Origin of the sequence: Bradyrhizobium sp. Y36 (genome assembly GCF_002531575.1) — a bacterium.
Taxonomy (GTDB): domain Bacteria; phylum Pseudomonadota; class Alphaproteobacteria; order Rhizobiales; family Xanthobacteraceae; genus Bradyrhizobium.
This window is the reverse complement of sequence record NZ_NWTI01000019.1, coordinates 60,331-86,499: the sequence shown is the minus strand read 5'-3', so window position 1 is coordinate 86,499 and position 26,169 is coordinate 60,331. Positions and strand designations below refer to the sequence as shown.

Sequence of the window (26,169 nt, the reverse complement as noted above, 5' to 3'; positions counted from 1 at the left end):
CCATATTTTCGAAAATCATACCGTTTACGAAAATTATTGCAAGATGGTCGTTGCCGCGGCATCTTGGGCCATCGATTCATTGGCTGAGCCATGCCCGACAGCGCCATTCGTCCCCGCAAGGAATTCGGCAAGACCATCGCCGCCGACATCACGCATCGGCTGCGCGAGGAGATCATTGCCTGCGCGCTTGCGCCGAACGAGCCGCTGCGCTTCGACGTGCTGCGCGAACGGTTCGGCGCGAGCTTTACGACGCTGCGCGAGGCGCTGACGGCGCTGGCCGCGGAAGGCCTCGTCGACGCGCAGGAGCAGCGCGGCTTCCGCGTCGCGCCGGTCAGCCGCCAGGACCTGATCGAGGTCACCGATGCGCGCGTGCTGGTCGAGGTGGAATTGATCCGCCGCTCGATCGAGCGGGGCGACGACGATTGGGAAATCGCCGTGATCTCCACGCTGCATAGATTGAAGCGAATCGAGCAGCGCGACCCCGAGCATCCCCTGCGCGATCCCGAGTGGAAGATCGCCCATCGCCAGTTCCACGAGGCGCTGGTGTCGGCGTGCGGCTCGGCGACGCTGCTCGCCATTCGCGCCGAGCTGTTCGATCGCGCCGAGCGCTATCGGCACCTGTCGGCGAATTTCCGGCCGCGCCCGCGCGACAAGGCCGGCGAGCACCAGGCGATCATGCAGGCCGCCATCTCGCGCAATGCCGATCTCGCCGTGCAGCTGATCGAGAGCCATATCCGCTCGACCGCCGACAACGTCGCGACATACGCGGCCCACCTGCTCGACACCGAATAGGCGACCGGCATTTTCACAGGGCGGGCTTGCATCGCGCCGTATTTTCGAAAATAATGCATTAGATCGAAAATTGGAACCTTTAAACAGAACCCTCGGGGCGGAACCATGAAACTGCTGTCGTTCTTGGATGGAAATCGGGAAAGCTGGGGCGCCGTTGTCGAAAACGGCGTGGTGGATCTCGGCCGTGCCCTGCCGCAGTACCCGACGCTCGCGGAATTTCTCGGCAGCGACGATTACGCGCGACGCGAGGCCATCGTCGCCGGGCACAAGCCCACGCTGGCGCTCGGCGACGTCAAATATCTGCCGGTGATCCCGCGCCCCGAGAAGATCGTCTGCGCCGTGCGCAACTATCTGGATCACCACAACGAAGCCGTGGCGTTCGGCATGAAGCGCGAGATCACCGAGTTTCCGCCGATCTTCCTGCGGGTCTGGCGCTCGCAGGTCGGCCACAACGCGCCGGTGATCCGGCCGAAGGTCTCGGACAATTTCGACTGGGAGGGCGAGCTCGCCGTCGTCATCGGCAAGGGCGGCCGCCACATCAGCCAGGCCGACGCGTGGACTCACGTGGCGGGCTATTCGATCTACAACGACGTCAGCGTGCGCGACTGGCAGCGTCATGCGCAGCAGATCGCCTCGGGCAAGAATTTTGTCGGCACCGGCCCGTTCGGGCCGTGGCTGGTCACGCCGGACGAGATCGGTGATCCCACCAAGTTGAAGCTCGAGACGCGCGTCAACGGCGCGACCGTGCAGTCCTCCGACACCTCGATGCTGATCTTCTCGATCCCGCGGCTGATCGAATATTGCTCGACCATTTTCGACCTCGTGCCCGGCGACGTCATCGCGACAGGCACGCCGGCCGGCGTCGGCTTCACCCGCAAGCCGCCGGTCTTCCTCAAGCCGGGCGACGTGGTGGAGGTCGAGATCGAGAATATCGGCGTGCTCCGCAATCCCGTCGTGGACGAGGCGTAAAGCCACTCATGTCCTACGACATTCGCAAGACCTCGCTCGGCGTCGAGACCGTCTGGCACGAGCGCGGCCCCCGGCTGGAGACGCCGCTTCTGGTCGGCACCGCCATCGCGGTAATCCGCAATCCCTTCGCCGGCCGCTACGAGCCGGACCTGATGCCGTTCCAGGCGTCCTTGCGCGAACTCGGGCGCGCGCTCGCGACCGATCTGATCACGCAGCTCGGCGGCGCCCCGCGGATCGAAGCCTATGGCAAGGGCATCATCGTCGGCGAGGACGGCGAGCTCGAGCACGGCGCCGTCTGGCATGAAGCCGGCGGCCACGGCATGCGTGAGATGCTCGGGCAACCCAAAGCGATCGTGCCGGCGGCGAAGACCATCGGCGGACCCGGCACCCGCCTGATGGTGCCGCTCGGCCACATCCATGCCGCCTATGTTCGCAGCCATTTCGGCACCGCGGAGATGACGCTGTGGGACGCACCGCGCCGCGACGAGATCGCCTTCGGCCTCGTGATGGCCACCGGCGGCCGCCCCCACGCGCGCATCGGCGGCCTCAAGGCGTCGGAGATCGCCGTGCACGACGGGCAGCGGTGATGCGTCAGCGCGCGCTCAATGCGCGCCGCAACAGCCTCACAGCGGAAGTCAATGCCGACGCAGCCCTGACAAGTATCGTGGCTCTTGCGCTTCCGCATCGAGGTCAGTCATCGCTATGAACGGCCACGCAGCGAAGTCCCCTGCTCGCCTAAACTCCCGGCGACGAATGTTCTTGCGGCGCTCCCACCAGCCAAGGGTCAACAAGTTGAGGGGCCAATTGATGATTTGAATGAAAGAATAGTCAGGCCAAAGATATTCCCTGTCGCTATGCAGGAATACGATCCACCTTGCGACTATCCGCTTGCCGCTGCAGTTTATCGCGTGCCTGCCTGTGGCATAGTGGTGCCTCGTATCGTCGTAGAGGCTCCATGCCATCTGGCGGACCGCAACCGCACCGCGATCCCGCCAATCAACTTTGATCCCTGCCAAATCGTCGTTACTGATACGTCCCGCCACGTAGCGCCGAAGCGCCAGAGCCAACCGATCACGAGACTTTTCACAGATCACGACACTGGCTCCGCCTGGCGTTCAGGCGACATCCATAGCACGAATTGTCAGAACTTGGGCCCATCTGTTGGCCGAACATTGGTCTCATGACAGTGGATGCCCTCCGCAGCGGCAACGCTCGTAATCGGCGGGATCGTGGCTGTTGACGATGCTCACGCGATCGCCGTGATCGCGCTTCAGCGCGCGCAGCCGTTCCTGGTTGGCGATCCGCATGTCGCGATCCATGTCGCCACGGCGCTGGAAGTAGCCGAGCATCAACGGCATGCGCGGCGATGCATCAAGCTGGGCATGGTGGAAGTAACTGTCGCCGGCATGCAGCAGCCAGGTATCGCCCGATCGCACCGCGATACCGCAATGGCCGAGCGTGTGGCCGGCGAGCGGAATCATCAGGATGTCCGCCTCCTTGTCGCCGAGCGCGCGCACGCCCCTGAAGCCGAACCAGTCCTCGCCGGCTTCGCCATAGAATGACCAATGCGGGCCGTGGCTCCACTGCCCCGTGACATAGCGCCCTTCGGGTGGTGCCGGCTTGTGCAGCACCGCCATGTCGTATTCGGCGCGATGGACGTGGATCGCGGCATGGGGAAAGTCGGGCACGCCGCCGGCGTGATCGCGGTCGAGATGCGTCAGCAGCACGTGGCGCACGTCCTCGAGCGAATAGCCGAGCGCCCTCACCTGCTCGGCTGCCGTCTCCGCGGGATCGAGCCTCGGCGCGGTCTGCCGCACCCAGCGCCGCCCCAGCCGCGCGGGCGCGGCGATGTCGTCGAGGCCGATGCCGGTGTCGACCAGGGCGAGCCCGTCCTTGGTCTCGATCAGCAGACAGTGGCAGACCAGGCGGGCGCGCTGGAACAGGCCGCCGCTGCCGTTCACCAGGCGGCGGCCGATCGGGCACATCGTGCCGGCGTTGAGATGGTGGATTTTCATCGCGTGTCCTGCCGGTTATGGGCAGGACGTTCTTGTCATCCTTCCAGCCATAGGTAAAATATCGAGTATTGATATTATCTCTAGGCCATTCCTATGGATATCCGCGAGCTTCGCTACTTCGCCGCCGTCTACCGCGCGCGCAACCTGACCGCCGCGGCGCGGGCCTGCTTCGTGTCGCAGCCCTCGATCTCGACCGCCATCACCCATCTGGAGGCGGAGCTCGGCACCACGTTGTTCGTCCGGCACAAGAAGGGCGTCGCGCCGACCGCGTCCGCCGAACAGTTTCACGCCCTCGCCCGCCGCATCATCGACGAGACCGATGCCGCGCGCAGCCTGTTCAGGAAGCCGAGCACCAAGACGAATGTCACGCTCGGCCTGATGCGCACGCTCGACGTGCCCCGGACCATCGCGCTGCTGAAGCCGCTGACCGCGCGCAGCGACGTTTCGCTCCGCCTCGTCGGCAGCGACGAGCCCGCCGATGCGCGCATCATCTCCAGGAGCATGCTGCGCAAGGATGAACAGTTCGTCGCGCTGTGGAGCGAGCGCTATGTCGCCGCGCTGCCGCCGTCGCATCCGCTGACGCTGAAGGACAAGCTCCGGACCGCCGATCTCGCCGGCGTGCCGCTGATCGACCGCTGCCATTGCGAGCAGAGCGCGTTCTTCGGCCGCGGCGCGCAGCAGCGGCAAACCGCGGCGATCGCGCAGTCGGAAGATTGGGCGATGGCACTGGTCGCCGCAGGGGTCGGGGTCGCCATCGTCCCCGAGGGCGTGGCGCGCGGCAATCCTGATGTCGCCGTGCGCGAGATCGAGGTCAAGGTGAAGCGCGAGGTCGGCCTCGCCTACCGCGCCTCCACGCCGCTGGCGGATGCGCTGAAGGAATTTGTCGGGAAACTGCAGAAGCGGCCGCGCAAGCCAAGCAGAGTCGCGCGCACGGCTCCTCGCCGAAGGTCCTGACGGACGAAGTTGCTAGTGGGCAGTTCCACGGATGACCGGCATTCCACGAACAATGCGGATGCCGTCGTCATAGCACGCGACGTTGGGCGGCGGCGTGTAGTGCTCGAGACGCATGATCGGTTGGCCGCATCGACACTGGACGGCGGACACGATGTTTCCGGCCTTGTCGATCGAGCACCATTCACGACGGTCGGGAAAGGCGGCCCAGGCAGAACCCCGATGAAAGGGGCTCACGGCATCGAATTGCGGCGCAATGACGAAATTCTTCGTCGCATCGATGAACCCCCATCTACCGGTCTTGTCGTCAAGCTGCGCCGCGAGCCCTTCGGACCAAGGCAGGCGCGGCGCAAGGCGATGCGTGAGGACACTGGGATCTCGCACGAGCTCGGCAAGCAGCGCCTTGTCGAGCGTCCTATAGCCTTCCTCGAATTCGATGCTGTACACGCCGGTTCCGCTGGTCGCCGTGCCTCGCGCGAGCTTCAGTGGCCCGAGCAGTGGCGATCCGTCTTCGCCGATGACGGCCCATAATCCGTTATCGACGATCGTTGCAATTCCATCGTGAAAAGCTTGGGCTCGATCGAAATAGCGACCGGCCAGAAGTTTGCCGTCCACCGATATGAAACCCCATTTATTATCGTACTGGACGACCGACGGCCCGTTGCACGCGAGCTGCACGTAACGGAACGCAACGGCAGGCGCCGGCGTGTCGTCGGCCGTCAAGATGGTCCAATTCCCCTGCTCGAAGCGCAGGTGGCGACCGTCAGGGCATTTCGGGTGATCCGTCCCGAGCAACACGGTGCCGGCGCGATCGGTATAGAGCAACTTGCCATCGACGACGGCACCGACCTTTCCGTTCCAACTCGGCGGTTGGGCCACCGCATCCGACAAGATGTTTCCGTCCCGGTCGATTCGACCCTCGCGCCCGGCCAGTCGATAGGGAGCCCAGCCATCGCGGAAGTATCCGAGCCAGTCGAATTTCAGATCTATGGCGATGTCACCCTTGCCGTTGACGGCGCCCCAGCGCCCGCCCCGCTGCACGATCGCGCGATCATCAGCACGCTGGATGAGCTGAACATGATCGAACCTCTCAGTGTTGACAGGACTTCCATCCGCTCGGATCAACTGCCATCCCACATTATCGCGCATGGAGTCAGAGGCAAAGAACAGTCCGATCGGATCTTCCGACAGCATGCTCACCTGTGCGAAACTGGGGCGTACAATCCAGCTTCCGCCGCTTGCAACGATGCCCCACCGCTTGCCATATGCATAGGGAGCGACATTGCGGCCCAGCGGGTCCGGCTGCCTTCCAACGGCATAGGGCGGCTCCGCGACGAGAAAAGCCTCATCCGCGATCCGGATAATCGCGCCGTGCTCCGCCGGAACGATTGCTCGCCCATCCTCGTTGATTGCGCCCAGGCGATTTCCAACAACGACCAGCGCGAGGCCGCGATCGAACCTGCTCATGGACGCGTAAGTCGGAGCAACCGCGTAACGACCAGTCGTATCAATCGCGCCATATTTCCCGCCGCTACCGACCAGCGCGCGATCGCCAACGAACAAATCGACCCAGTCGAACTGCGGCGCGATGACTGTCTTGCCACTGCGGTCGAGATAACCGCAGCGAGCGCCCGCGAATCTGCAGCTTGGAATCAGCGACGCGCCCTGCGCGCGCGCCGCGTTCTCCAGATCGTCGGGTCCCGTCGGAATGGGAGCGGGCAGAGGCTCGGCGGATTGCGCACGCGCGGCCAGAGCTGCAGCAAGAACTATGGCGATACCGGCGAGAAGACGAACGCATCCGTTCAAGGCAAACAACCTCCGAAGAGCTTGATACGACAGGCACAACTTCGGCGATTTTAGGTCATTTCCCCAGCGTCGGGTGCCAACCAGTTGGCGACTTGCCAAACTGAACGTTACCTCATTGCGCAAAAATCCCAGGCTCAGCGGCCGATTTACCGGACAGAGCTCCCGCTCAGCCCTTCGAGATGACCGCGCGGCCGTAAGGCGGCTGCGCCTGGACCGGCGGGTTGGCGGTCTGGGCGGCGAGCTCGCCGATCAGGCGGTCGGCATCGGCGGCCATGCCGTCGGGCGCCTGGATCACCAGGCGCTCCAGCGCCCAGCGATAGGACGAGACGCGCTGCTCGAGGCACTGCTGCACCCACTGCACGATCAGCGAGTTCTCCTGCATGCGCGCGACCGCGTCGTCCTTTTCCTTCGGCGAGAGCGCGGAGACGCGCGCCATGCTGGCGTCGCGCTTCCTGTCGAGGTCGATGACGCGGATCGCGGAGGCGAAGAACGGCTCGAACCGGGTGATGTCGTTGCGCACGTCCTCCATCAGCTGCGCATAGCGCGAGGAATGCGAGCGGTGCGGTTCGTCGATCAGCGTGCGCCCGTACATGGTGCGGTCGAACACGATCTTCTGCCGCCAGGGCGAGGGCATCGCCTTGTAGTCGCCGAACACGCTCTTCCAGGCGGGACGCGACAGCGGCGGCTCGATCATGGGATAAGCGAGGTCGCGCAGCTGGCGCTCCTCGTCGGTCAGCTGGAATTGCGAAGGTTTCAGGCCGACGCTGCCGGTGGCCTCGGCGCCGAGCCAGCGATGCATGTCGTCGCTGCGCATGTCGGCGCGGGTGCGGCCGAAATCGCCACCGCTGCACGCGCCAAGGGTCGCGGCGAGCAATGCGAGCAGGACGGCCGATAAAGCGGGCCGGATCTGGCGGATGGTGTCCGGCATTGCATGCAGCCGGATGTCAGCGACGGCGACGACGGCGCCCCGGCGCTGTGCCCTGCTCCGGTCCATGATCGCCGCTGGTTTCGTCGCCCTCGCGCTCGATGCGGATCACCGGGAGGATCAGAATCGTCCCCATGTCCGCGCGCGGTGTGACGTCCCCCGACGAGCCTACCCGGCGACCGGCCGGAAATTCGATGATGGTCCCCATGTCAGCTCTCTCAATTGCCGCGCGATCAAATACGCTCCTGCAACATGGCGATCATTAAGATCAGCTCATGGTTAACGGGGTGTAAACGTGCCGCTTGGACCGTAGCCGCACGGGCCGGGCCCGCCGTCCCGTTGCGGCACGACAAGGCCTCAAATTTAAGGATCCGCTTCACGCCTCGTTTTCCTTAACGAGCCTTTAAAGGAACCCGCGCTAGGCTCGCTCCGAGTATTTTTCCCGAGTTGCGTACGCCTCCATGACCAAGTCGCTGTTTCCCGGATTCGACGGGCTGATGAGCCTCTCCCGTCGCGAAGGCGTCGATGTTCGGCCGACGCTGCTGCGCGTGCTGACCGACCTCTATGTCCAGACGCGCGTCCACAGCGACGACGAACAGCGCCAGTTCGTCGAGCTTGCGACGCGGCTGATCGACCAGGTCGATGATGCCACGCGCGCGGCCGTCAAGGCGAAGCTCGCGATCTATCCGCAGACGCCCGTTCCGGTGCTGCAGAAGCTCGGGCTGGTCGCCGCCCAGGAAGGCCGCAGGGTTCCGCTCGCGCGCGAAATCCCCGCGCCCGCACCGGCCCCCTCCCCGGTCCGCGCGCCGACCGAGGCCGAGCAGCGCATGGCCGCGAACATGGCGATGCAGCCGAAGGACGCCGCCGAGATCCACGACATGTTCTTCCGCGCCGGGCCTTCCGAGCGCGCGCTGATCCTGCACAATCTGGCGCAAACCCCGCTGAAGGCCGCGCCGCGCATTCCGACCGTCCGCGCCAAGCGCGCGATCCAGATCCTGGAGATGGCGGCGATCGCGGGCGACGTCGAGAACTTCGCCCTCGAGCTCGGCGACAGCCTGATTCTGCCATCGCGCGTCGCAGCCCAGATCGTCGACGATCCCGGCGGCGAAGCGCTCGCCGTCGCCGCGCGCGCGCTCGACATGCCGAGCCCGAACTTCCAGCGCATTCTGCTGTTCTTCAAACCGGCGATCGGCACCTCCGTGAACGAGGTGTACCGGCTGTCGCGGCTCTACGACCGTCTCAGCGACCGCTCGGCGCTGGTGTTGCTGGCGGCCTGGCGCGGCTCGACGCTCGCCGTCACCCGCGCAAAGTACCAGTCGGCACTGCACGACGGCGAACGCCAGCGCGCCCGCGCCGGCGCGAACCAGACGCGGCCCGGCGTACAGCCCGGCTCCAGCCCGACCGTGCGCACCGGGACCGGCGGCTCGTCGGAGCGGTAAGGCGGCTCAGCGTCAACGCTGAGCGAGACGGAGCCCAAGCTTGTCACTGCAAGCGTGCCCCGGACGCGACGCAGCGCGCCGGCGATGCGAAGCATCGTCCGGTGTGGTGCGCTCAGAGCCGGGACACGACGGAACAGCGAACAGCAGCTACGTCTTCGCCAATTCCAGGAAATGCCGCCCGGCGCGGTCCTCGGTCTCGACGATCCAGGCGTCCGGGTCGAAGCGGATCTCCTTGGTCAGCCGTTCTTCGATGGTGTGCTCCGGCAAGGGCTGCGGTGCGACCGGCACGAAAAAGCGATCGACGGGGCGGCCGTCGTCGTAAGAGGTCTGCGGCGCCGGCGCGTAGAGCATGGCCTGACCGTCGAGCAGCGACACTTTCACGAAGACCGCCCCCGCCTCCTCGGCGCCGCGACGGCGCACCGCGCCGAACACGCCCTCGGTCTGGCATCGGCGCAGATAGGCCGCGACCCATATGTTGGATTTCAAACGCATGAGTCGGACGATAGGCCAGCGTGGCGCGCGCCGCCAGTCTCAGCTCGTGCCCGTCAGACGTTGCGCAGGCCCTGCCCGCCGCGGATCTGGCGTGCGACGAGGTATGACAGCGGAATCGCGAGCGCAAATCCCGTGGCCACGGCGTAGGGGATGTTCCTGATGGCGTCGGCGGCGAAACTCGGCACCATCAGCACGACAATCAGACTGACGCCTGCCAGCACCGTCCCCAGCATGATCCAGACGAGGACCGAGACCTTGAACATGACACCCTCTCTTCTTCGTTGAAGATGGGCGATCATGGTCCCCGAAGCTGGCGGCCGTCATTGATCCCAAGCAAATCGCGCCTGCGGGACGCGGCCTGGGCTGCCGGCGCGAGAACCCGAAGATTGATCCGCGTCAATGACAGCGGACGGCGCGGCTATTCGACGGGATGGCCGATCGCGGCGCCGAGCTCGCGCAGCAGGCGGTCGGACAACTGACCCGTGACCTGCATCTTGTGCTCGCGCTCGAACTTCTGGATCGCCGACTGGGTCTCGCCGCTCATCGTGCCCGTGATCTTCAGATTGCCGTAGCCGTATTCGGACAGCGCGCGCTGCACGCCGGCGATACGCCGCGCGGCGGGGCTCTGTGGCACGGGAATCGGAGCCGGCGGACGCATGGCGGAGGGCGGCGTCGAGGTCGTCGCCTTGACCAGATTGGTCATGGGATCGTTCGCGCGCGTCGATGCGGTCGCCTCGACCGGTTTCTCCACGGGCTTTTCGACCGCTCTTTCGGCAGGTTTGGGCTCGGCGCGGAACTCGGTCGCGCGCGGCTCCAGCGGCGACGTGTCGGCGCCGACGGGACGCGGACGCGGCAGTAGATTGGGCAGCGAGACGGATGACGGCGCGGGAAGATTGATCACCGTACCGAACATCGGGGCCGGATGCCGACCGGTCTGCAGGAACAGCGCGTTGGCGACGATCGCACCGATCGCGGCGACGGCGACGAGGCCGGCCAGCGTGTCCTTGGGACTGTGCAGCAGCACGCGCATCACGAGGTTGCGCTCGGTCTCGACGTCGACAACCGCGGCCTTGGCGCCACGGCGGCGCGGAGCGGCTCCGTCCTTGTTCAACTTCCTAGGCACTTTTCTTCACCAGAGCGGGTTGGTCCTGAGTTTGGTCCGCAGTCTCCTGGCGCAACGCCGGCGTCAGGGTCGCGATCTTGCTCTCGCTCGCCTTCTCATCGGCCGGCTTGACTTGCGGCGGCGTGTAGACGAGCGGCAGCTTGACCGTGACGGCGGTGCCCTCCCCCAGCTTGCTTTGTACCGTCAATTCGCCGAGATGCAACGCCACGAGGCTCTTCACGATCGAAAGTCCGAGGCCGGTTCCTTCGTGACGGCGCTGATAGGTCTTGCCCGCCTGGAAGAACGGCGCACCGATGCGCTTGAGGTCGTCGGGCGCGATGCCGACGCCGGTGTCGCTGATGCGCAGCGTCAGCTGCGATCCGGTCACCGCAGCGGAGACGGAAACCTGGCCGCCGCGCTCGGTGAACTTGATGGCGTTGGCGACGAGATTGAGCACGACCTGCTTGAAGGCCCTGGGATCGCCGGTCATGACCGGCAGGTCCTGCGGCGCGTCGGTGATGAGGTCGATGCCGTTCTCCCGCGCCTTCAGCGCCAGCAGATTGCAGCAATGCAAGAGCGAGGCGCGCGGCGCGAACGGCTCGGACGCGATCTCGAAATTGCCCGACTCCATCTTCGACATGTCCAGGATGCCGTTGACGACCGACAGCAGATGCTGGCCGGATGCGTGGATGAGCTCCGCATATTCCTTGCGCTGGGCCGCACCCAGCATCAAGGTCTGCTCCTGCGCGATCATCTCGGAGAAGCCGATGATGGCGTTGAGCGGCGTCCGCAGCTCGTGGCTCATGGTGGCGAGGAAGCGCGTCTTGGCGGCATCGGCGGCTTCAGCGGCGCAGCGCGCCTGCTCCAGCGCCTGCTCGGATAGCTTGTGGTCGGTGACGTCGCGCATCACGGCGACGACTTCGGCCTCGCGCGTGACGTCGCGGCCCATCTCCGAATCGAGCGGGCGGCAGCGCATCTCGACCCAGAGAAAATCGATCTGACCGCGCTCGGAACCATCCGGCTCACGCCGCAGCCGGAACTCGACGCTGCGCACGTCGCCGCGCGCGGCATCGGACAGCGCGGTGAGATAGGCCGGGCGATCGGCGACATGGACGCGGTCGAACAGGCCATGACCGAGCAGTTGCGCCACGGGTATGCCGAGCATGGCCTCCGCCGCCGGCGAGATGAACTGCACCGCGCCGTTGCGCCGATGCCGCGAGACGACGTCGCTCATGTTGCGGGCCAGCAGGCGGTAACGCTCCTCCTCGCGCGACAGCAGCCCAACGCTGGTGCGCGCGAGCGATTCCGCGCCGAAGGCGAGGCCAGCGGCATAGAGCGTCGCCGAGGCGACGCCGAATGCCATCAGCACGCCGCGTTCTGCGGCGCTGGTGTCTGCGGAGGGCAGCCAGCCGAGCTGGCTGCCGAGAATCAGCAGTCCCGCGCAGGACAACGCGAGCAAGGACGCGAAGGCGGCGACGCGGCGCGAGGCCGACAGCGCGGCCTCGAGGGGAACCACGACCAGCCAGACCGCGGCAAATGAGTCGATGCCGCCCGTAGAGCCCGCGACCGCCATGATCAGGCCGGACAGCGCCAGCGACGACAGCACATGCGCGCCTTCATAACGGCCGGTGCGTGACAGGAACCAGGACAGCAGGATCGGGGCGATCAGCCATGCGAAAGCGGCGACCTCGACCGCATTCGGCGCGCCGCGCATGGCGAGATAGACCGGGAATGCGGCAAAGGCGGCCAGGCTGCCGAGCAGCCGCGGCGCCATGAAGGCACGATGACGCGCTCGCATCAGCGCATCGTAACGCGCGGAGGGATGCAGCAGTGCATCGAGACAATCGCGGATGATACTCAAAACTGTCACGGGTCTCGCGCTTCGGCTCAATCGTCTGAGAAGACGCGCCGGAACGCCTCCTTGTCGTTGAGCCACCGTGTCAGAGCGACCTTAAACGAGTGCTAAGGCGCCGCGGCGTGCGGCCGGACGCCGGGACATCGCGGGGCTTTTTAGACGATTTGACGACGTCTTCGGCGAGGATGGTGAACACAGGGTTTCACCGTCCTTTTCATGGTTTCGAATTGGTGGACATGCGCGCCGGCAAAATCACGGGCGCCGGCGTCAATCGAAAATTTACGACACCGTCGATCGCGAAGAATTTTGCGTAAATTTTCCGCGAATTAAGCTCAAGGCAATCACTTGCGATTTATCGAGAGTTGCTAGGTCCGACTTCCGCGGAGATCGCCGCGGTGGGGATCGAAGGTACAGGTCGCTAAGATGCGCTTTCTGCTCCGCATCACATTCTGGCTCGGGCTGGTGCTGGTGCTCCTGCCCAGGGACAAGACACCCGAATCGGAGAAGCTGCCGCAGATCGGCGCCGCCGACGCGGTGCAGGCTGCGACTGCGGCCGTCTCCGACATGACTCAGTTCTGCAAGCGCCAGCCGGCGGCCTGCGAGGTCGGCGGACAGGCGGCGACCATCATCGGCCAGCGCGCCCAGGACGGCGCGCGCAAGATCTACCAGATCATCAACGACAAAAAAGATCAGATCGGCAACGAGAAGAACGACAAGAACGAGAAGAACGAGAAGAAGGCGCCCGACCATACCGGCTCGATCGCGATGGTCGGCGAAGGCGACGCCATTTCGAGCGAAGCACCGCGTGACACGCTGAGCCAGGACGACCTCGCACTCGAATGGCGCGGCCCGCAGCCGGCGAATTAGCGCCCAAACCCTATCGATTTCGGCTCCTCGCATCCCTATATTGGCGGGAAGCGGGAACCTTGGGCCAACATGACGACGATCGACGAAATCAGGGACAATTTCGAGCTTCTGGACGAGTGGGACGACCGTTACCGGTACGTCATCGAGCTCGGCCGTACCCTGGAACCGATGCCCGAGGCCGAGCACTCCGCCGAGAACAAGGTCAACGGCTGCGTCAGCCAGGTCTGGCTGCAGAAGCAGGTCGACCGCAGCAAGGGCGCGCCGATCCTGCGATATCGCGGCGACAGCGACGCGCACATCGTGCGCGGGCTGGTGGCCATCGTGCTCTCGCTCTATTCCGGCCGCACGCCGCAGGAGATTCTCGATACCGACGCGATCGCCGTGTTCAACGAGTTCGGCTTTCGCGATCATCTGACGCCGCAGCGCTCCAACGGCCTGCGCTCGATGGTCGAGCGCATCAAGACCGACGCGAAAGAGGCGCTTGCGGAAGCGTCGTAAGGAAGCTTCGTCGATAGCTCTTGTAGGGTGGGCAAAACGACTTGTCCGCCGTAGCTCGAAGAGCGAAGGCGGAAGCGTGCCCACGTTCTGAGTGCGATCGGAGAAAACTCGTGGGCACAGCGCTTCGCGCTTTTGCCCACCCTACGAGATCTCCCGGGGGGCGGCCTTCTACTTCCCCTTCTTCCGCTGCTGCTGTCCGAGGCCCATCTGCTTGGCGAGCTGCGAGCGCGCCACCGCATAGTTCGGCGCGACCATGGGATAGTCGGCGGGCAGCCCCCATTTCTCCCGATACTGCTCCGGCGTCATGTTGTACTGCGTGCGCAGATGACGCTTCAGCGATTTGAAGCGCTTGCCGTCCTCGAGGCAGACGAGATAGTCGGGCGCGATCGACTTCTTCAGCGAGACCGCCGGCTTCGCCGGTTCGAGCGGCGCAGTCTCGGTGCGGCCCGAGGACACCCGCACCAGGGCGCCATGCACCTGGCTGATCAGGTTCGGAATCTCCGCGGCCGGCGTCGGATTGTTGCTGAGATAGGCCGACACGATGCCCGCCGTCAGCTCGATGAAATTCTTAGCCCCCGCATCCGACATGGGCCCGCCCTCTCTCCACCTTGCGCCTCTCGGGATAGACGACGCTCAACTATTCCGTGTCAACAATACGTTCGGCTGAACTAAGACGGCCAGCGAATACGAGTGGACCTCGACGCAACAAGTCATGGCCGCGCGTCGACGCGCAGGCCGAGCTCAACCCCGCTGGTCGAGATGGGTGCGCAGCTCGTCGATCGAGGCAAAGCGCATCATGCCCTCCGGCATCTGCGCTTCGATCGAGCCGTCGGAATAGAGCGAATAGGCCATGCCGTCGACGACGCCCGATTTGAGCACGGTCACGGGTGGCTGCTCGGCCGGTGCCGGCGGTGGTGGCGGCGGTTCGGATGCAGGCAGCGGGGCGGCCTCCGCAAAGGTCGACGGCGAGCGCGGCGGCGGCATTGGCCGGCGCGCGGTGGCCGGCGGCTCCGGCGGACGGCTGCGATCCGGCTTCGGCCAGGCATCGTCAAAGCTTGCAGGCGGAATGTCCGGCGCTTCACTCGGCTCCGGGTGCAACGACGGCGTCTCGGTGGTCTTCGCCTCCGCACGCTCGCGCTCCTTGCGCGAGGTCGAGGCGAACAACAGATTGCGCCGGCGCGGCGCTTCAGGAGCTGCCGGCGGCGTCGGAGCCTCCGGCTCCGGCGGCACCTCGGCAGGCGGACGCTCGCGCGCGGCAGCTTCACTCTGCCACGGCGGCGGGCCTGCGGCCGGTGGTGGCGGCGGCGCCGCGTCCATCCGGGTGTCAATCCGTGCCGCTGCGGCAGACATCGCATCAGGCGCGGCAGCGCCCGATGCAAGCCCCGGCAACACGGGCCTGACCCGCACTTCGGACGGCGTACCGGCCAGCCGGCGCGCAATCGCTTTCAGCTCCAGGACCACGACATGGAGGCCGACCAGTAACATCCCGGAGCAGACGCCGATGGTGCCTGAGACTATGAGGGGGCTGCCGAGGCTGAACTCCCTGACGGAGAAGCCAAACAGGATCGAAAGGAAGCCCGCCAGGACGGCGAAAATCCCTGCGATCAACAGTGCCAAGGTCATCGAACTCACCCCCGGCCGCACATCCACACGCGACCTGTCACGCCACGATACCGTCATACGGTGTTCCACGCCAACGGCCAATTGCAAGCAGCGTTCCTAAAGGGAGGGAAATCAGGGACTTATTCACATTCCCTTCAGCTACGGCCCGCTAATGCTGGTCCGTGCTCGAAATCCGGAATTGCTGCGTCGCATCAGGAATTTAGCCATAATGCCCAATTACTTGGTAATGGAACTGCGCTATAGGGAGTCCGGGGAGCAGGCCCGCGCGCGCCAGCAGGGCCAAGAGGGGATTCCGGGGCACCGATAGCCATGACATCCATCACGACTTCGGCGATCGACACGCCTCAGCGGCGCTCGGTCGAACGGACTTGCGACGATCTCGCCATGCTGGTGCTGGCAGTGGTCGCCGTCATCGCCGGCTTGACCTTCCGTGACTACGGCCTTGGCTGGGACGACTACACCCACGCCGAATATGCCGACCTGCTGCTGCGCATGTTCGGTTCCGGCTTCAAGGACACCGCGGCGCTCTCCTTTGCCAATCTCTACATGTATGGCGGCGGCTTCGACATGGTCGCGGCCCTCCTGCACAAGATCATTCCGCTCGAATTGTTCGAGACGCGACGTCTGCTCGGCGCCATCGTCGGCGTGATCGGACTTGCGGTGACCTGGCGCCTTGCCCGCCGCATCGGGGGGCCGCTGGCCGGTCTTGCCGCACTCCTGCTGCTCGCGCTGTGCCCGATCTTCTACGGCCACATGTTTATGAACCCGAAGGACGCGCCCTTCGCGGTGGCCATGATCATCCTGATGCTCGGCCTCGTCCGCCTCGCCGAGGAATATCCGCAGCCGTCGCCGCGCACGATTCTGATCGTCGGCCTGGGCGCCGGTCTTTCGCTCGGCTGCCGCATTCTCGGCGGGCTCGCGCTGGTCTACGCCATGCTCGGCTTCATCCCGCTGTTCCTGGAGGAGCTGCGCACCGAGGGTCTTCGCGAGTCGGTCCGCCGCTTCGCCCATGTCGTCTATGTGCTGCTGCCCGGCCTCGCCTTCGGCTACCTCGTGATGGGCCTGATCTGGCCGTGGTCGATCATGGAGCCCGGCAATCCCTTCGAGGCGCTGACCTACTTCTCGCATTTCTTCGAGAAGCCGTGGAAGGAGATGTTCGACGGCGCGATCGTGTCGGTGCCGGACATGCCCTGGTCCTACCTGCCGACGCTGTTCGCGCTGCAGCTGCCCGAGGTGCTGCTGGTGCTGATGGGCGGCGCGGTGTTCAGCACCTTCGCCATGCTGCCGCGAGGCGACGTGCCGGCGCGGCGCAAGACCATCATGCTGATGCTGACGTTAGCGGCGACCCTGCCGCTGGCGATCGCGATGGTGAAGCGGCCGGCGCTATACAACGGCATCCGCCATTTCGTCTTCGTAATTCCGCCGATGGCAGTGCTCGGCGGCGTCGCGTTCGCCTGGGCCATGGAGCGCCTGCGCGCCAATCACCGCACCTGGCAGCCGGTCGTGCTGGCGACCTTCTGCTTCGGCCTTGCGCTCTCGCTCGCCGAGATGATCCGCCTGCATCCCTATCAATACACCCACTTCAACCACATCGCCGGCACCGTGCGCGGCGCCGACGACCGTTTCATGCTGGACTATTGGGGCCTCGCGCTGAAGCAGGCCTCGGACGAGCTGCGCGAGCAGCTGGTCGAGCGCCAGGAAGTGCCGCCAGTCAATCGAAAATGGAAAGTCGCAGTGTGCGGTCCGCAGCGGCCGGCGCAGGTCGCGCTCGGGCCCGATTTCACCATCGGCTGGGATTCCAACGCGGCTGACTTCGCCATGACGCTCGGCGAGTTCTACTGCAAGGGCCTCACCGCACCCGTCATGGTCGAGATCAAGCGCGACGACGTGGTGTTCGCCCGCGTCTACGATATCCGCGGCCGCAGCATTTCCAGCCTGCTGTCCATCCCGGCGCCGTAATCATCTTCTCCGGCCCGTAGCCCGGATGGAGCGCAAGCGAAATCCGGGACCACACGACTCCCCGCATTCCGCTTGCGCTCCATGCAGGCTACGCTGAACTGCCGCGCTTTGGCCGCCTTGCTGGCAACCACGACCGGTACTAGGCTCCCTCCCCGCAACAACGATGTTCGGAGAGACCTGCCATGTCGCCAGCGGAAGCGCGCCTGAAGGAAGTGCCGTCTGATATGACGGAGGCCGAGTGGCAGCAGCGGGTCAATCTCGCCGCCTGCTATCGCCTGGTCGCGCTGTATGGCTGGGACGATCTGGTCGACACCCACATCTCCGCGCGCGTCCCCGGCCCCGAGCATCATTTCCTCATCAACCCCTACGGATTGATGTTCGACGAGATCACGGCGTCCAGCCTCGTCAAGGTCGATCTGCACGGCAACCAGCTTTCCGAGAGCGAGTACAGCATCAACCCGGCCGGCTTCACCATCCATTCGGCAATCCACGAGGTGCGGGAGGACGCCATCTGCGTGCTGCATCTCCACACCCTCGACGGCACCGCGGTGTCGAGCTCAGCCGAGGGCCTGTTGCCGCTGAACCAGACCGCCCAGCTCGTCACCCACGACCTCGCCTATCACGACTATGAAGGCATCGCGCTGGACCACGACGAGCGGCCGCGCCTGCAGAAGGATCTCGGCGACCACAACCACATGCTGCTGCGCAATCACGGCACGCTGACGGTCGGCCGCTCGGTCGCCTCCGCCTTCGAACGCATGTATCATCTCGAACGCGCCTGCTCCATGCAGGTGCGCACGCGCGCGCTCGGCACGCCGGTCTATCCGGTCGAGGAGATCGCGATCGAGAAGAACACCGAGCTGCTCGCCAACCGCGACCGCGCCGAGCTGCGCGCGACCAACCTCGTCTGGCCGCCCCTGCTGCGCAAGCTCGACCGCGAGCTGCCCGGCTACCGGTCTTGAGATTTTCGCGAGCTTGAGGTAGGTTCGTCGCCAACGAACCTCTACGCCTTTTGGAATGAAACGCCGCCCAATTCCGGGCGGCGTTTTTATTTGGCCCCACCGTCATTGCGAGGAGCCCGCGACAAATTGCGAAGCAATTTGCGCAGGCGACGAAGCAATCCAGACTTCATCCCGCGGAGGGATTCTGGATTGCTTCGCTACGCTCGCAATGACGGATGAAGGTCTCGTCGGGTGGGCAAAGCGAAGCGTGCCCACGTTCTTTCGCAATCATGGAGAGGTGGTGGGCACGGCGCTATACGCCTTTGCCCACCCTACGGCCCTGTGCCTACTTCACCTCCGCCAGCGCCGCGAGGATCCTCGCCCAGGAACGGATACCCTTCTGGAAACTGCGCAAATCGTACTTCTCGTTCGGCGAGTGGATGTTGTCGTCGTCGAGGCCGAAACCGACCAGCAGCGAGTCGAGGCCGAGCGTGCGCTTGAAGTCGGCGACGATCGGGATCGAGGCGCCGGAGCCCATCAGCACGGTCTCCTTGCCCCATTCCTCCGTCAGCGCCTTGCTGGCGGCGGCGAGCGGCTTCATGTTCCAGTCGAGCGCAACGGCGGGCGCGGCGGAATGGTCGCCGAACTCGACCTTGCAGTCGCCCGGAAGCCGCGCCGTCACGTAATCGCGGAACGCCTTGCGGATCTTTTGCGGATCCTGGCCCTCGACCAGACGGAACGAGACCTTGGCCGAGGCGTGCGAGGGGATCACGGTCTTGGAGCCTTCGCCGATATAGCCGCCCCAGATGCCGTTGACGTCGCAGGTCGGGCGCGAGGAGGCCTGCTCGATCAGGAGGCGGCCCTTCTCGCCGGCGGGGATCGACAGGCCGATCGGCTTCAGGAACATGTCCGGCGTGAGATTGAGCTTCTTCCACTGCTCCAGGATGTCCGGGGGCAGATCCTTCACGCCGTCATAGAAGCCGGGGATGGTGATGCGGTTGTCGTCGTCGAACAGGCCGCCGAGGATCTTCGTCAGCACCCGGATCGGGTTCATCGCGCTGCCGCCGAACACGCCGGAATGCAGGTCGCGATTGGCGGCGGTGATCTTCAGCTCTTCATAGAGCAGGCCGCGCAGCGAGGTCGTGATCGCCGGCGTGTTGCGGTCCCACATGCCGGTGTCGCAGACCAGCACGTAGTCCGCCTTGAACTCGTCCTTGTTGGCCTCGATGAAGGGCACGAAGTTCTTCGAGCCGACCTCCTCCTCGCCTTCGATCAGGAAGGTGATGTCGATCGGCAGCGAGCCCGTCACCTTCTTCCAGGCGCGGCAGGCCTCGACGAAGGTCATGACCTGGCCCTTGTCGTCCTCGGCGCCGCGCGCGACGATGATCTTGCGGCCGTCGGCATGGTCGGTCACCACAGGCTCGAACGGCGGGCGGTGCCAGAGATCGAGCGGATCGACCGGCTGCACGTCGTAGTGTCCGTAGAAGATCACATGCGGCCGTCCGCCCGCTCCGGTCTTGCCGACGATGGCGGGATGGCCCGCGGTCGGCCTCACCTCGGTGGCAACACCGAGGCTCGCGATGTCCTTGGCGAGATGCTCCGCCGCCGCCTTGCAGTCGCCGGCAAAGGCCGGATCCGCGGAGATCGACTTGATCCGCAGCAGCGCGAACAGACGCTCCAGGCTGTTGTCGAAATCCCTGTCGATGTGATCGAGCACGGATTGAAGCTGCGCATTGGCCATGGTCGGATTCCTGACGTTTGAGACTTAAGACGGCTTCTCGAGATTCACGGGTTTTAACCCCGTCGCAGGCTCGGGGCCAGCCGCAACCGGCGGATGGCGGATGTGCCATGCGAGGCAACCTGCAAGAACGGAGGTCGCGGCGAGGTTATTGCCCCAGGCCTGGAAGACCGTCGGAAACCACGGCAGCGCCAGCAGCAGGAGAATGCCGGCCGCGCCGAGTGCGAGCCAGGTTCCGAGGCGCACCTTCGCCCGTTCGTCGAAGGCGGCGCGATGCATCAACACCGTCATCGGGAAGAACAGCCACATGAAGTAGTATTGCCGCGCCAGAGGCGAGGCCACCGTGATCAGGCAGAGCAGGATGCCGAGCTCCTCGGCATCGGAGCGCGCCGTTCGCCGCGCTTGCCGCGGCATCACCGCGAGGAAGCCCAGCCCGAGCAAGACCGACACTGCCAGCACGATCCAGTTGGCCGTGCCGTAGTCGACGGCGATGACATTCATCGTGCGAGGCGGCGTCTTGGGATTGTCCTGATTGTAGTTGATGGGACGGACCAGGCGGTGCGTGACGGCGATCAGCGACTGGTTGACCCACGACCAGTTCTGCTCGTCGCGCTGGCCGAAGCCTTTTTCCGAGCTCGTTCCGACCATGCCCTGATACCACACCGCAAGTTCGGCCGCGTTGCGCTCGAAGCCGCGGATCGGCGCCGGCACGAGGTAGAGAAGGATTCCGGTGAAAGCGATCATGCTGGCGGCGGCCGCCCACTTCCGGCGCCAGAGCAGATAGGGCAGCACCGCGATGGGAAACACCTTGATTGCGGTAGCGAGCGCGAACATGAAGCCGGCGAGCCATGACCGCTGATGCCGCAGGCTCCAGAAGGCGAACAGCACCATCGCCAGCAGGACGAGGTTCGGCTGGCCGAGGTCGAACATGTCGAACACGAAGGGCACGGTGACGACGGCGGGCAGCGCTTCAAGCCAGGGACCGGGCTTGCGGTCCGAGCCGGTCATCACGTGCGAGAACGTGCCGGTGTACCACCACGCCAGGACGTTGAGGATCGAGAGCACGACATAAAGCGGGATCTTGCCGAACCAGCTCGGGATCGCCAGCAGGATTGCCGGCGTGGGCGGATAGATGAACTCGAAATACTCGATGGCCGTGGCGGGATAGAGCGGCTCACCGTGCAAGACCTGCTGCCCGGCCCAGTACCACAGCGGGTAGTCCTTGGTCTTGCCGCTGCCGAAGATCTCGGGGACGAGCACGTCGGCAGTGAGCAGGACGCAGCAGACCAGAAACAGCAGGTCCAGCGGCGCGCGCAACGACAGGCGTCTTGGCGCGTCAGGCTTGGCGAGCGGAGCGAGCGAGGTCACGGACTGGTCCTGTTCGGCGGCGAACAGGACGTAGCAGACCGGCGCAGGCTTGGAGAGCCCCTCACCCGAAATTGTAGAGCCGGTGGCCCCGCCTACCGCCGCAGCAATCCGCCCAGCGCGCCGCGGACCAGGGTGCGGCCGATCGAGCCGCCGAGCTGGCCACCGAGCGATTTGCCGATATTGGCGGCCATTCCGCCGATCACCTGGTTGGTGACCGATCGCGTCACGTCCCGCGCAATCACCTGGCCGGTCGACAGCCGGCCGCGCTTGACGTTGGTGCCGAACACGGTGCCGACGATCGAGCCGATCTGGCCGAGAAGGCCGCCGCCGCTTCCATCCGCTGGGCCGTCGGCCGTGGCCGCCGTGCCGGCAATGCGCTTCTGGATCATTTCGTAGGCGGACTCGGCGTCGACCGCGGTGTCGTATTTGCCCTTCACCGGGCTTGCAGCCATGATCGCCTTGCGCTCGTCCGGCGTGATCGGCCCGATGCGCGCCGATGGCGGCCGGATCATCACGCGCTCGACCATCGCCGGCGTGCCGTTGCCTTCGAGGAAGGACACCAGCGCCTCGCCCTTGCCGAGCTCCATGATCACCTTGGCCGTGTCGAGCTTCGGGTTGGGCCGGAAGGTCTGGGCCGCAGCCGCGACCGCCTTCTGGTCGCGCGGTGTGAAGGCGCGCAGCGCGTGCTGCACCCGGTTGCCGAGCTGGCCCAGCACGCGGTCGGGCACGTCGACCGGGTTCTGCGTCACGAAGTAGACGCCGACGCCCTTGGAGCGGATCAGGCGGACCACCTGCTCGATCTTGTCCATCAGCGCCTTGGGCGCGTCGTTGAACAGCAGATGCGCCTCGTCGAAGAAGAACACCAGCTTCGGCTTGGGCAGATCGCCGGCCTCGGGCAGCTCCTCGAACAGCTCCGACAACATCCACAGCAGGAATGTCGCGTAAAGCCGAGGACTCTGCAGCAGCTTGTCGGCGACCAGGATGTTGACCATGCCGCGGCCGTCGCGGTCGGTCTTCATGAAGTCCTTCAGCGTCAGCGCCGGCTCGCCGAAGAATTTGGTGCCGCCCTGGTTCTCCAGCACCAGAAGCTGGCGCTGGATGGTGCCGACGGTGGCCTTGGTGACGTTGCCGAACCCTTGCGCGGCCTTGCGGATGGCGGCGAGCGGATCCTCCTCCGCATCCGCCCCCTTCTTCCCGCTATCGGGCACGATGGCGTCGAGCAGCGCGCGCAAATCCTTCATATCGATCAGGGTCAAACCGGCGTCGTCAGCGACGCGGAAGGCGACGTTGAGCACCCCTTCCTGCACGTCGTTGAGGTCGAGCATGCGCGCGAGCAGAAGCGGCCCCATTTCCGTGACGGTCGCGCGCACCGGATGACCCTGCTCGCCGAACACGTCCCAGAACACCGTCGAGAACTGGTCGGGCTGGAAATTCAGCCCCATTTCAGTGGCGCGCTTGACGATGAAGTCCTTCGCTTCGCCCACCTCCGAGATGCCCGAGAGGTCGCCCTTGATGTCGGCGGCGAAGACCGGAACACCGGCGCGCGCAAATCCTTCCGCCATCACTTGCAGCGTCACGGTCTTGCCGGTTCCGGTTGCACCCGTGACGAGGCCATGGCGATTGGCGAGCGCCAGCGTCAGCCAGGCCTGCTCCGCTCCCTTGCCGACGAAGATCTTGTCGTCGGTATCGCCGAGCTTGTTGTCCTGTGCGGTCATTATTCTCTCTGATCTCTTCTTGCCGGGTTTCGCATACCGAAACTCGAATGCTCCAGTTCCGTAGTTTAACGCATGTCGCGCACCGATTGAAACGGTTCAACGCTGCTCCAGGCATGTGACATTGTCGGAAACAGACGGACGGTATCAGCCGAAAGTAGGAACGAGCCGTTCGCAACGCGGCAATTTTTCGCCGATTCCATCTCCGCTCATGCACCGCTGCAACACTTTTCGCGCGTTCGAAGATGAATCGCGACGACGCTTGCGTTCATCGCTTGAATTTCACATCACACCGGCTCAAGATCATTTTCGAAAGAATACTCCGGCAAGCAAACCGGCTGAGGGGCGGGCCTTATGGACGAACTGATCGGGCGGCTGGCGACAAACGCCAGCATAGATAGTGCTGTCGCTGAAAAGACCGTCGGCATTATCCTGGGCTTCCTCCGCAACGAGGGCCCCTCCGACAGCGTGCAGGCCCTGATCGATCACATCCCCGGAGCGGAAGCCGCCATCGAGGCATCCAGGAGCGGCGGCGGACTGTCGCGGCTGATGGGCGGCGGCCTGATGGCGGTCGGCACGCGCCTGATGGGCCTCGGGCTCGGCATGTCCGAGATTCAAAACATCGCCCGTGAACTTTTCCGCTACGGCCGAGACAAAATCGGAGCGGATCAGATGGGCAAGATCATTGCGGGGACGCCGGGCCTCAGCCAGTTCGCCTGAAGCCGTCGCATTTCATATCGAGTACCATGACATATCCCATCTCCGAGATTGAGGGCCTGTCGGTCTTTGCCGCCAACAAGTTGAAGGCGCAGGGTATCCGCACCACCGATGCGCTGCTCGAGGCGGCCGGCACGGTGAAAGGCCGCAAGGCGCTCTCCGCCAAGACCGGCATCAGCGAGCAATTGCTGCTGGAATGGGCCAACGTGTCCGACTACATGCGCATCCCCGGCATGGGCCGCGCCAAGGTCGGCCTGGTCCGCGCCGCCGGGGTCACCACCGTGCGCGAGCTTGCCTATCGGAATCCGGCAAGGCTCGCCCAGAGCATGCGCGACGCCAACGAGAAGAAGAAGCTGCTGCGCATCCTGCCGTCCGAGAAGTCGGTCGGCGACATCATCGCCAAGGCGAAGAAGCTGCAGCCGAAGATCACGTATTAGCCGACTCCCTGACTCCGTCATCCCCGCGCAACCACGAAGCGTTGGCACGGGAATGGCGATGATGGAGCTGTGCTGTATCACCAAACTCTGCCGTCATACCCCGCGAAGGCGGGGTATCCAGTACGCCGCGCGTCCTCCGTATCGCCGCACTGCCTCGGAGTACTGGATTGCCCGCTTTCGCGGGCAATGACAGCGAGGGGTTGGTCTTGAACTCCCCCTCCCCGACCGCTAAAGCGGGCGCCATGAATGCCTCGCCCTCCCCAACCGTCCCGCCGGCCGGCTCGGCCAGGCCGGATGCGCTGCGGACATTGCTGGAACGGCCCATCCCGGCGGTGATGGGCGTGCTCAACATCACCCCGGACTCCTTTTCCGATGGCGGCGAGTTCATCGCGCCCGAGCAGGCGCTCGCGCGGGCGCGGGCGATGATCGAGGCCGGCGTCGACATCATCGACATCGGCGCCGAATCCACCCGGCCCTACAAGGGCGCGAAGGCCGTCACCGCCGATGACGAGCTTGCCCGGCTGAAGCCGGTGCTGGCCGGCGTCGTCGCCCTCGGCGTGCCGGTCTCGATCGACAGCATGAAGGCGGAGGTGGTGGCCTACGCGCTCGACCAGGGCGCGGCGATCGCCAATGACGTCTGGGGCCTGCAGCGCGACGCCGCGATGGCGCCGCTGGTGGCCGCAAGAGGTGTCCCCGTCATCGTCATGCACAACCGCGACGATGCCGATCCCGCCATCGACATCATCACGGACATGAAGACGTTCTTCCTGCGCTCGCTGGACATCGCCGCAAAGGCCGGCATCGCGCGCGACAGGATCGTGCTCGATCCCGGCATCGGCTTCGGCAAGACCGCCGAGCAGAGCATGATCGCGCTGGCGCGCTTGCGCGAATTCGAGATGTTCGACCTGCCGATCCTGGTCGGCGCCTCGCGCAAGCGCTTCATCGCAGCGGTGTCGCCGTCGGAGCCGAAGGAGCGGCTCGCCGGCTCGATCGCCGCGCATCTGATCGCCGCGCAGCGCGGCGCCAAGATCATCCGGACCCATGACGTCGCCGAGACCCTGCAGGCGCTGCGGGTTGCGAACGCAATCGAGGGCACACAATGACCGACACGATCTTCGTCACCGGCCTGTCGATCCACGCCCGCCACGGCGTGATGGATCACGAGACCGAAGTCGGCCAGCGCTTCGTGATCGACCTCGAGCTCTATACCGACCTGTCGGAGCCCTCGCGCAGCGACCGCCTCTCCGACACCGTGTCCTATGCCGACGTAGTCGCGACCACGACGGCCGCGTTCAAGAACACCAATTACAAGCTGCTGGAGCGCGCGGCCGGCGCGGTTGCCGACGCCATCCTGTCGCACTTTCCGCGCATCCGCGCCGTGAAGATCACCGTGCACAAGCCGCACGCGCCGATCGCGGCGATCTTCGACGACGTCGGCATCATGCTGACGCGATCGCGGCATCCGTAAAATGGCAGACGTGCTGATCGCCCTCGGCGGCAATGTCGGCGATGTCCGCGCGACATTCCGCAAGGCGGTCGCCCATATCTGCGGCATGGCGCAAGGCGCCCTGATCGCGCGCTCCGCGGACTATGCCACGCCGCCCTGGGGCGACGAGGACCAGGATCCCTTCATCAATGCCTGCATCGAGATCGAGACCGACCTCGATCCGCACGCACTCCTGTTCGTGCTGCAGAAGGTCGAGCAGAAATTCGGCCGCACGCGACAGAAGGATCGGCGCTGGGGACCGCGCACGCTCGATCTCGACATGATCGCCTACGACGATGTCAGCTTGCAGAAGCCCGACCTGACCCTGCCGCATCCGCGCCTGTTCGAGCGCGCGTTCGTGCTGGTACCGCTGGCAGAAATCGCACCCGACCGCATCATCTCGGGCATTCGCGTGCGTGACGGGCTCGCCAGCGTCTCGACGCAAGGCATTGAGCGGCTTCCGGATACCGGTTAACC

The 26,169-nt window shown here is 65.2% G+C and carries 27 protein-coding genes; 14 read left to right on the top strand and 13 right to left on the bottom strand.

What is annotated here, in order from left to right:
• The first annotated feature begins 90 nt into the window (after nt 1-90).
• The 3 genes from CO669_RS26765 to CO669_RS26755 all read left to right on the top strand — a co-directional run bounded on the left by CO669_RS26765 (nt 91) and on the right by CO669_RS26755 (nt 2,348).
• The gene (locus CO669_RS26765; RefSeq protein ID WP_097662940.1) at nt 91-792 is read left to right on the top strand and encodes an FCD domain-containing protein; all 702 of its coding nucleotides are present in this window, start codon (nt 91-93) and stop codon (nt 790-792) included.
• Between the two features lie 105 nt (nt 793-897).
• Nucleotides 898-1,761 (top strand): fumarylacetoacetate hydrolase family protein, encoded by an 864-nt coding sequence (locus CO669_RS26760; protein ID WP_097662939.1) that lies wholly within the window; start codon nt 898-900, stop codon nt 1,759-1,761.
• Nucleotides 1,762-1,769: 8 nt separating this feature from the next.
• Nucleotides 1,770-2,348, top strand: a complete 579-nt coding sequence (locus CO669_RS26755) for an amino acid synthesis family protein (protein WP_097662938.1) — start codon at nt 1,770-1,772, stop codon at nt 2,346-2,348.
• A gap of 591 nt (nt 2,349-2,939) precedes the next feature.
• Here the strand turns inward: CO669_RS26755 and CO669_RS26745 are convergent.
• Nucleotides 2,940-3,776, bottom strand: a complete 837-nt coding sequence (locus tag CO669_RS26745) for an MBL fold metallo-hydrolase (RefSeq protein ID WP_097662936.1) — start codon at nt 3,774-3,776, stop codon at nt 2,940-2,942.
• A 93-nt stretch (nt 3,777-3,869) separates the two neighbouring features.
• On the opposite strand from CO669_RS26745, the gene CO669_RS26740 reads away from it, so the two are divergent.
• Entirely contained in the window at nt 3,870-4,730 is an 861-nt protein-coding gene (locus tag CO669_RS26740) for a LysR family transcriptional regulator (RefSeq protein ID WP_097662935.1), read from the top strand.
• A gap of 12 nt (nt 4,731-4,742) precedes the next feature.
• Here the strand turns inward: CO669_RS26740 and CO669_RS26735 are convergent, their stop codons facing one another.
• From CO669_RS26735 to CO669_RS26725, 3 genes are all read right to left on the bottom strand, one after another.
• Nucleotides 4,743-6,533 (bottom strand): WG repeat-containing protein, encoded by a 1,791-nt coding sequence (locus CO669_RS26735; protein WP_143278742.1) that lies wholly within the window; start codon nt 6,531-6,533, stop codon nt 4,743-4,745.
• A 166-nt stretch (nt 6,534-6,699) separates the two neighbouring features.
• On the bottom strand, nt 6,700-7,461 hold the full coding sequence (locus CO669_RS26730; protein ID WP_097662933.1) for a hypothetical protein: 762 nt from the start codon (nt 7,459-7,461) through the stop codon (nt 6,700-6,702).
• 16 nt (nt 7,462-7,477) lie between these two features.
• Nucleotides 7,478-7,666, bottom strand: a complete 189-nt coding sequence (locus tag CO669_RS26725; RefSeq protein ID WP_097662932.1) for a hypothetical protein — start codon at nt 7,664-7,666, stop codon at nt 7,478-7,480.
• A gap of 253 nt (nt 7,667-7,919) precedes the next feature.
• On the opposite strand from CO669_RS26725, the gene CO669_RS26720 reads away from it, so the two are divergent.
• Nucleotides 7,920-8,897: a DUF2336 domain-containing protein gene (locus tag CO669_RS26720; protein ID WP_097662931.1), complete on the top strand. Its 978-nt coding sequence runs from the start codon at nt 7,920-7,922 to the stop codon at nt 8,895-8,897.
• Nucleotides 8,898-9,044: 147 nt separating this feature from the next.
• On the opposite strand, the gene CO669_RS26715 is transcribed toward CO669_RS26720, so the two are convergent.
• The 4 genes from CO669_RS26715 to CO669_RS26700 all read right to left on the bottom strand — a co-directional run bounded on the left by CO669_RS26715 (nt 9,045) and on the right by CO669_RS26700 (nt 12,361).
• On the bottom strand, nt 9,045-9,389 hold the full coding sequence (locus tag CO669_RS26715; RefSeq protein WP_097662930.1) for a DUF1491 family protein: 345 nt from the start codon (nt 9,387-9,389) through the stop codon (nt 9,045-9,047).
• 53 nt (nt 9,390-9,442) lie between these two features.
• Entirely contained in the window at nt 9,443-9,652 is a 210-nt protein-coding gene (locus CO669_RS26710) for a hypothetical protein (protein WP_198964281.1), read from the bottom strand.
• A 155-nt stretch (nt 9,653-9,807) separates the two neighbouring features.
• The gene (locus CO669_RS26705; protein ID WP_097662928.1) at nt 9,808-10,512 is read right to left on the bottom strand and encodes a peptidoglycan-binding domain-containing protein; all 705 of its coding nucleotides are present in this window, start codon (nt 10,510-10,512) and stop codon (nt 9,808-9,810) included.
• Nucleotides 10,505-12,361 carry a PAS domain-containing sensor histidine kinase gene (locus tag CO669_RS26700; RefSeq protein WP_198964280.1) on the bottom strand — a complete coding sequence of 619 codons (1,857 nt, stop codon included), beginning with the start codon at nt 12,359-12,361 and terminating at the stop codon, nt 10,505-10,507. Before CO669_RS26700 ends, CO669_RS26705 begins: the two co-directional genes overlap by 8 nt.
• A gap of 408 nt (nt 12,362-12,769) precedes the next feature.
• Here CO669_RS26700 and CO669_RS26695 point away from each other — a divergent pair, with 408 nt between their 5' ends.
• Together CO669_RS26695 and CO669_RS26690 are read left to right on the top strand one after the other, a co-directional pair.
• Entirely contained in the window at nt 12,770-13,213 is a 444-nt protein-coding gene (locus CO669_RS26695; RefSeq protein ID WP_097662926.1) for a DUF5330 domain-containing protein, read from the top strand.
• 69 nt (nt 13,214-13,282) lie between these two features.
• Nucleotides 13,283-13,711 carry a SufE family protein gene (locus CO669_RS26690; protein ID WP_097662925.1) on the top strand — a complete coding sequence of 143 codons (429 nt, stop codon included), beginning with the start codon at nt 13,283-13,285 and terminating at the stop codon, nt 13,709-13,711.
• 168 nt (nt 13,712-13,879) lie between these two features.
• Here CO669_RS26690 and CO669_RS26685 read toward each other — a convergent pair whose 3' ends face one another.
• Both CO669_RS26685 and CO669_RS26680 read right to left on the bottom strand, forming a co-directional pair.
• Complete coding sequence (locus tag CO669_RS26685; protein WP_097662924.1) at nt 13,880-14,299, bottom strand: Ros/MucR family transcriptional regulator; 420 nt, start codon at nt 14,297-14,299, stop codon at nt 13,880-13,882.
• 153 nt (nt 14,300-14,452) lie between these two features.
• The gene (locus CO669_RS26680; protein ID WP_198964279.1) at nt 14,453-15,334 is read right to left on the bottom strand and encodes a DUF308 domain-containing protein; all 882 of its coding nucleotides are present in this window, start codon (nt 15,332-15,334) and stop codon (nt 14,453-14,455) included.
• A 309-nt stretch (nt 15,335-15,643) separates the two neighbouring features.
• Between CO669_RS26680 and CO669_RS26675 the strand changes: the two genes are divergently transcribed.
• Together CO669_RS26675 and CO669_RS26670 are read left to right on the top strand one after the other, a co-directional pair.
• On the top strand, nt 15,644-17,293 hold the full coding sequence (locus CO669_RS26675) for a glycosyltransferase family 39 protein (RefSeq protein WP_097662922.1): 1,650 nt from the start codon (nt 15,644-15,646) through the stop codon (nt 17,291-17,293).
• Nucleotides 17,294-17,475: 182 nt separating this feature from the next.
• Nucleotides 17,476-18,255: a class II aldolase/adducin family protein gene (locus CO669_RS26670; RefSeq protein ID WP_097662921.1), complete on the top strand. Its 780-nt coding sequence runs from the start codon at nt 17,476-17,478 to the stop codon at nt 18,253-18,255.
• 325 nt (nt 18,256-18,580) lie between these two features.
• Here CO669_RS26670 and CO669_RS26665 read toward each other — a convergent pair whose 3' ends face one another.
• From CO669_RS26665 to CO669_RS26655, 3 genes are all read right to left on the bottom strand, one after another.
• Complete coding sequence (locus tag CO669_RS26665; RefSeq protein WP_097662920.1) at nt 18,581-19,975, bottom strand: M20/M25/M40 family metallo-hydrolase; 1,395 nt, start codon at nt 19,973-19,975, stop codon at nt 18,581-18,583.
• 24 nt (nt 19,976-19,999) lie between these two features.
• Nucleotides 20,000-21,340, bottom strand: a complete 1,341-nt coding sequence (locus CO669_RS26660) for a glycosyltransferase family 87 protein (RefSeq protein ID WP_198964278.1) — start codon at nt 21,338-21,340, stop codon at nt 20,000-20,002.
• A gap of 92 nt (nt 21,341-21,432) precedes the next feature.
• Nucleotides 21,433-23,055 carry a helicase HerA-like domain-containing protein gene (locus CO669_RS26655; protein WP_097662919.1) on the bottom strand — a complete coding sequence of 541 codons (1,623 nt, stop codon included), beginning with the start codon at nt 23,053-23,055 and terminating at the stop codon, nt 21,433-21,435.
• 351 nt (nt 23,056-23,406) lie between these two features.
• On the opposite strand from CO669_RS26655, the gene CO669_RS26650 reads away from it, so the two are divergent.
• The 5 genes from CO669_RS26650 (at nt 23,407) to folK (ending at nt 26,167) form a co-directional block, all read left to right on the top strand.
• On the top strand, nt 23,407-23,772 hold the full coding sequence (locus CO669_RS26650) for a hypothetical protein (RefSeq protein ID WP_097662918.1): 366 nt from the start codon (nt 23,407-23,409) through the stop codon (nt 23,770-23,772).
• A gap of 26 nt (nt 23,773-23,798) precedes the next feature.
• Nucleotides 23,799-24,206, top strand: a complete 408-nt coding sequence (locus CO669_RS26645) for a DUF4332 domain-containing protein (RefSeq protein WP_097662917.1) — start codon at nt 23,799-23,801, stop codon at nt 24,204-24,206.
• Nucleotides 24,207-24,448: 242 nt separating this feature from the next.
• Nucleotides 24,449-25,309: a dihydropteroate synthase gene (folP, locus tag CO669_RS26640; protein ID WP_097662916.1), complete on the top strand. Its 861-nt coding sequence runs from the start codon at nt 24,449-24,451 to the stop codon at nt 25,307-25,309.
• Nucleotides 25,306-25,674 (top strand): dihydroneopterin aldolase, encoded by a 369-nt coding sequence (gene folB, locus CO669_RS26635; RefSeq protein ID WP_097662915.1) that lies wholly within the window; start codon nt 25,306-25,308, stop codon nt 25,672-25,674. The genes folP and folB overlap by 4 nt, the downstream gene beginning before the upstream one ends.
• A 1-nt stretch (nt 25,675) precedes the next feature.
• Nucleotides 25,676-26,167 carry a 2-amino-4-hydroxy-6-hydroxymethyldihydropteridine diphosphokinase gene (gene folK / locus CO669_RS26630; protein ID WP_097662914.1) on the top strand — a complete coding sequence of 164 codons (492 nt, stop codon included), beginning with the start codon at nt 25,676-25,678 and terminating at the stop codon, nt 26,165-26,167.
• The last annotated feature ends 2 nt before the right edge of the window (nt 26,168-26,169 follow it).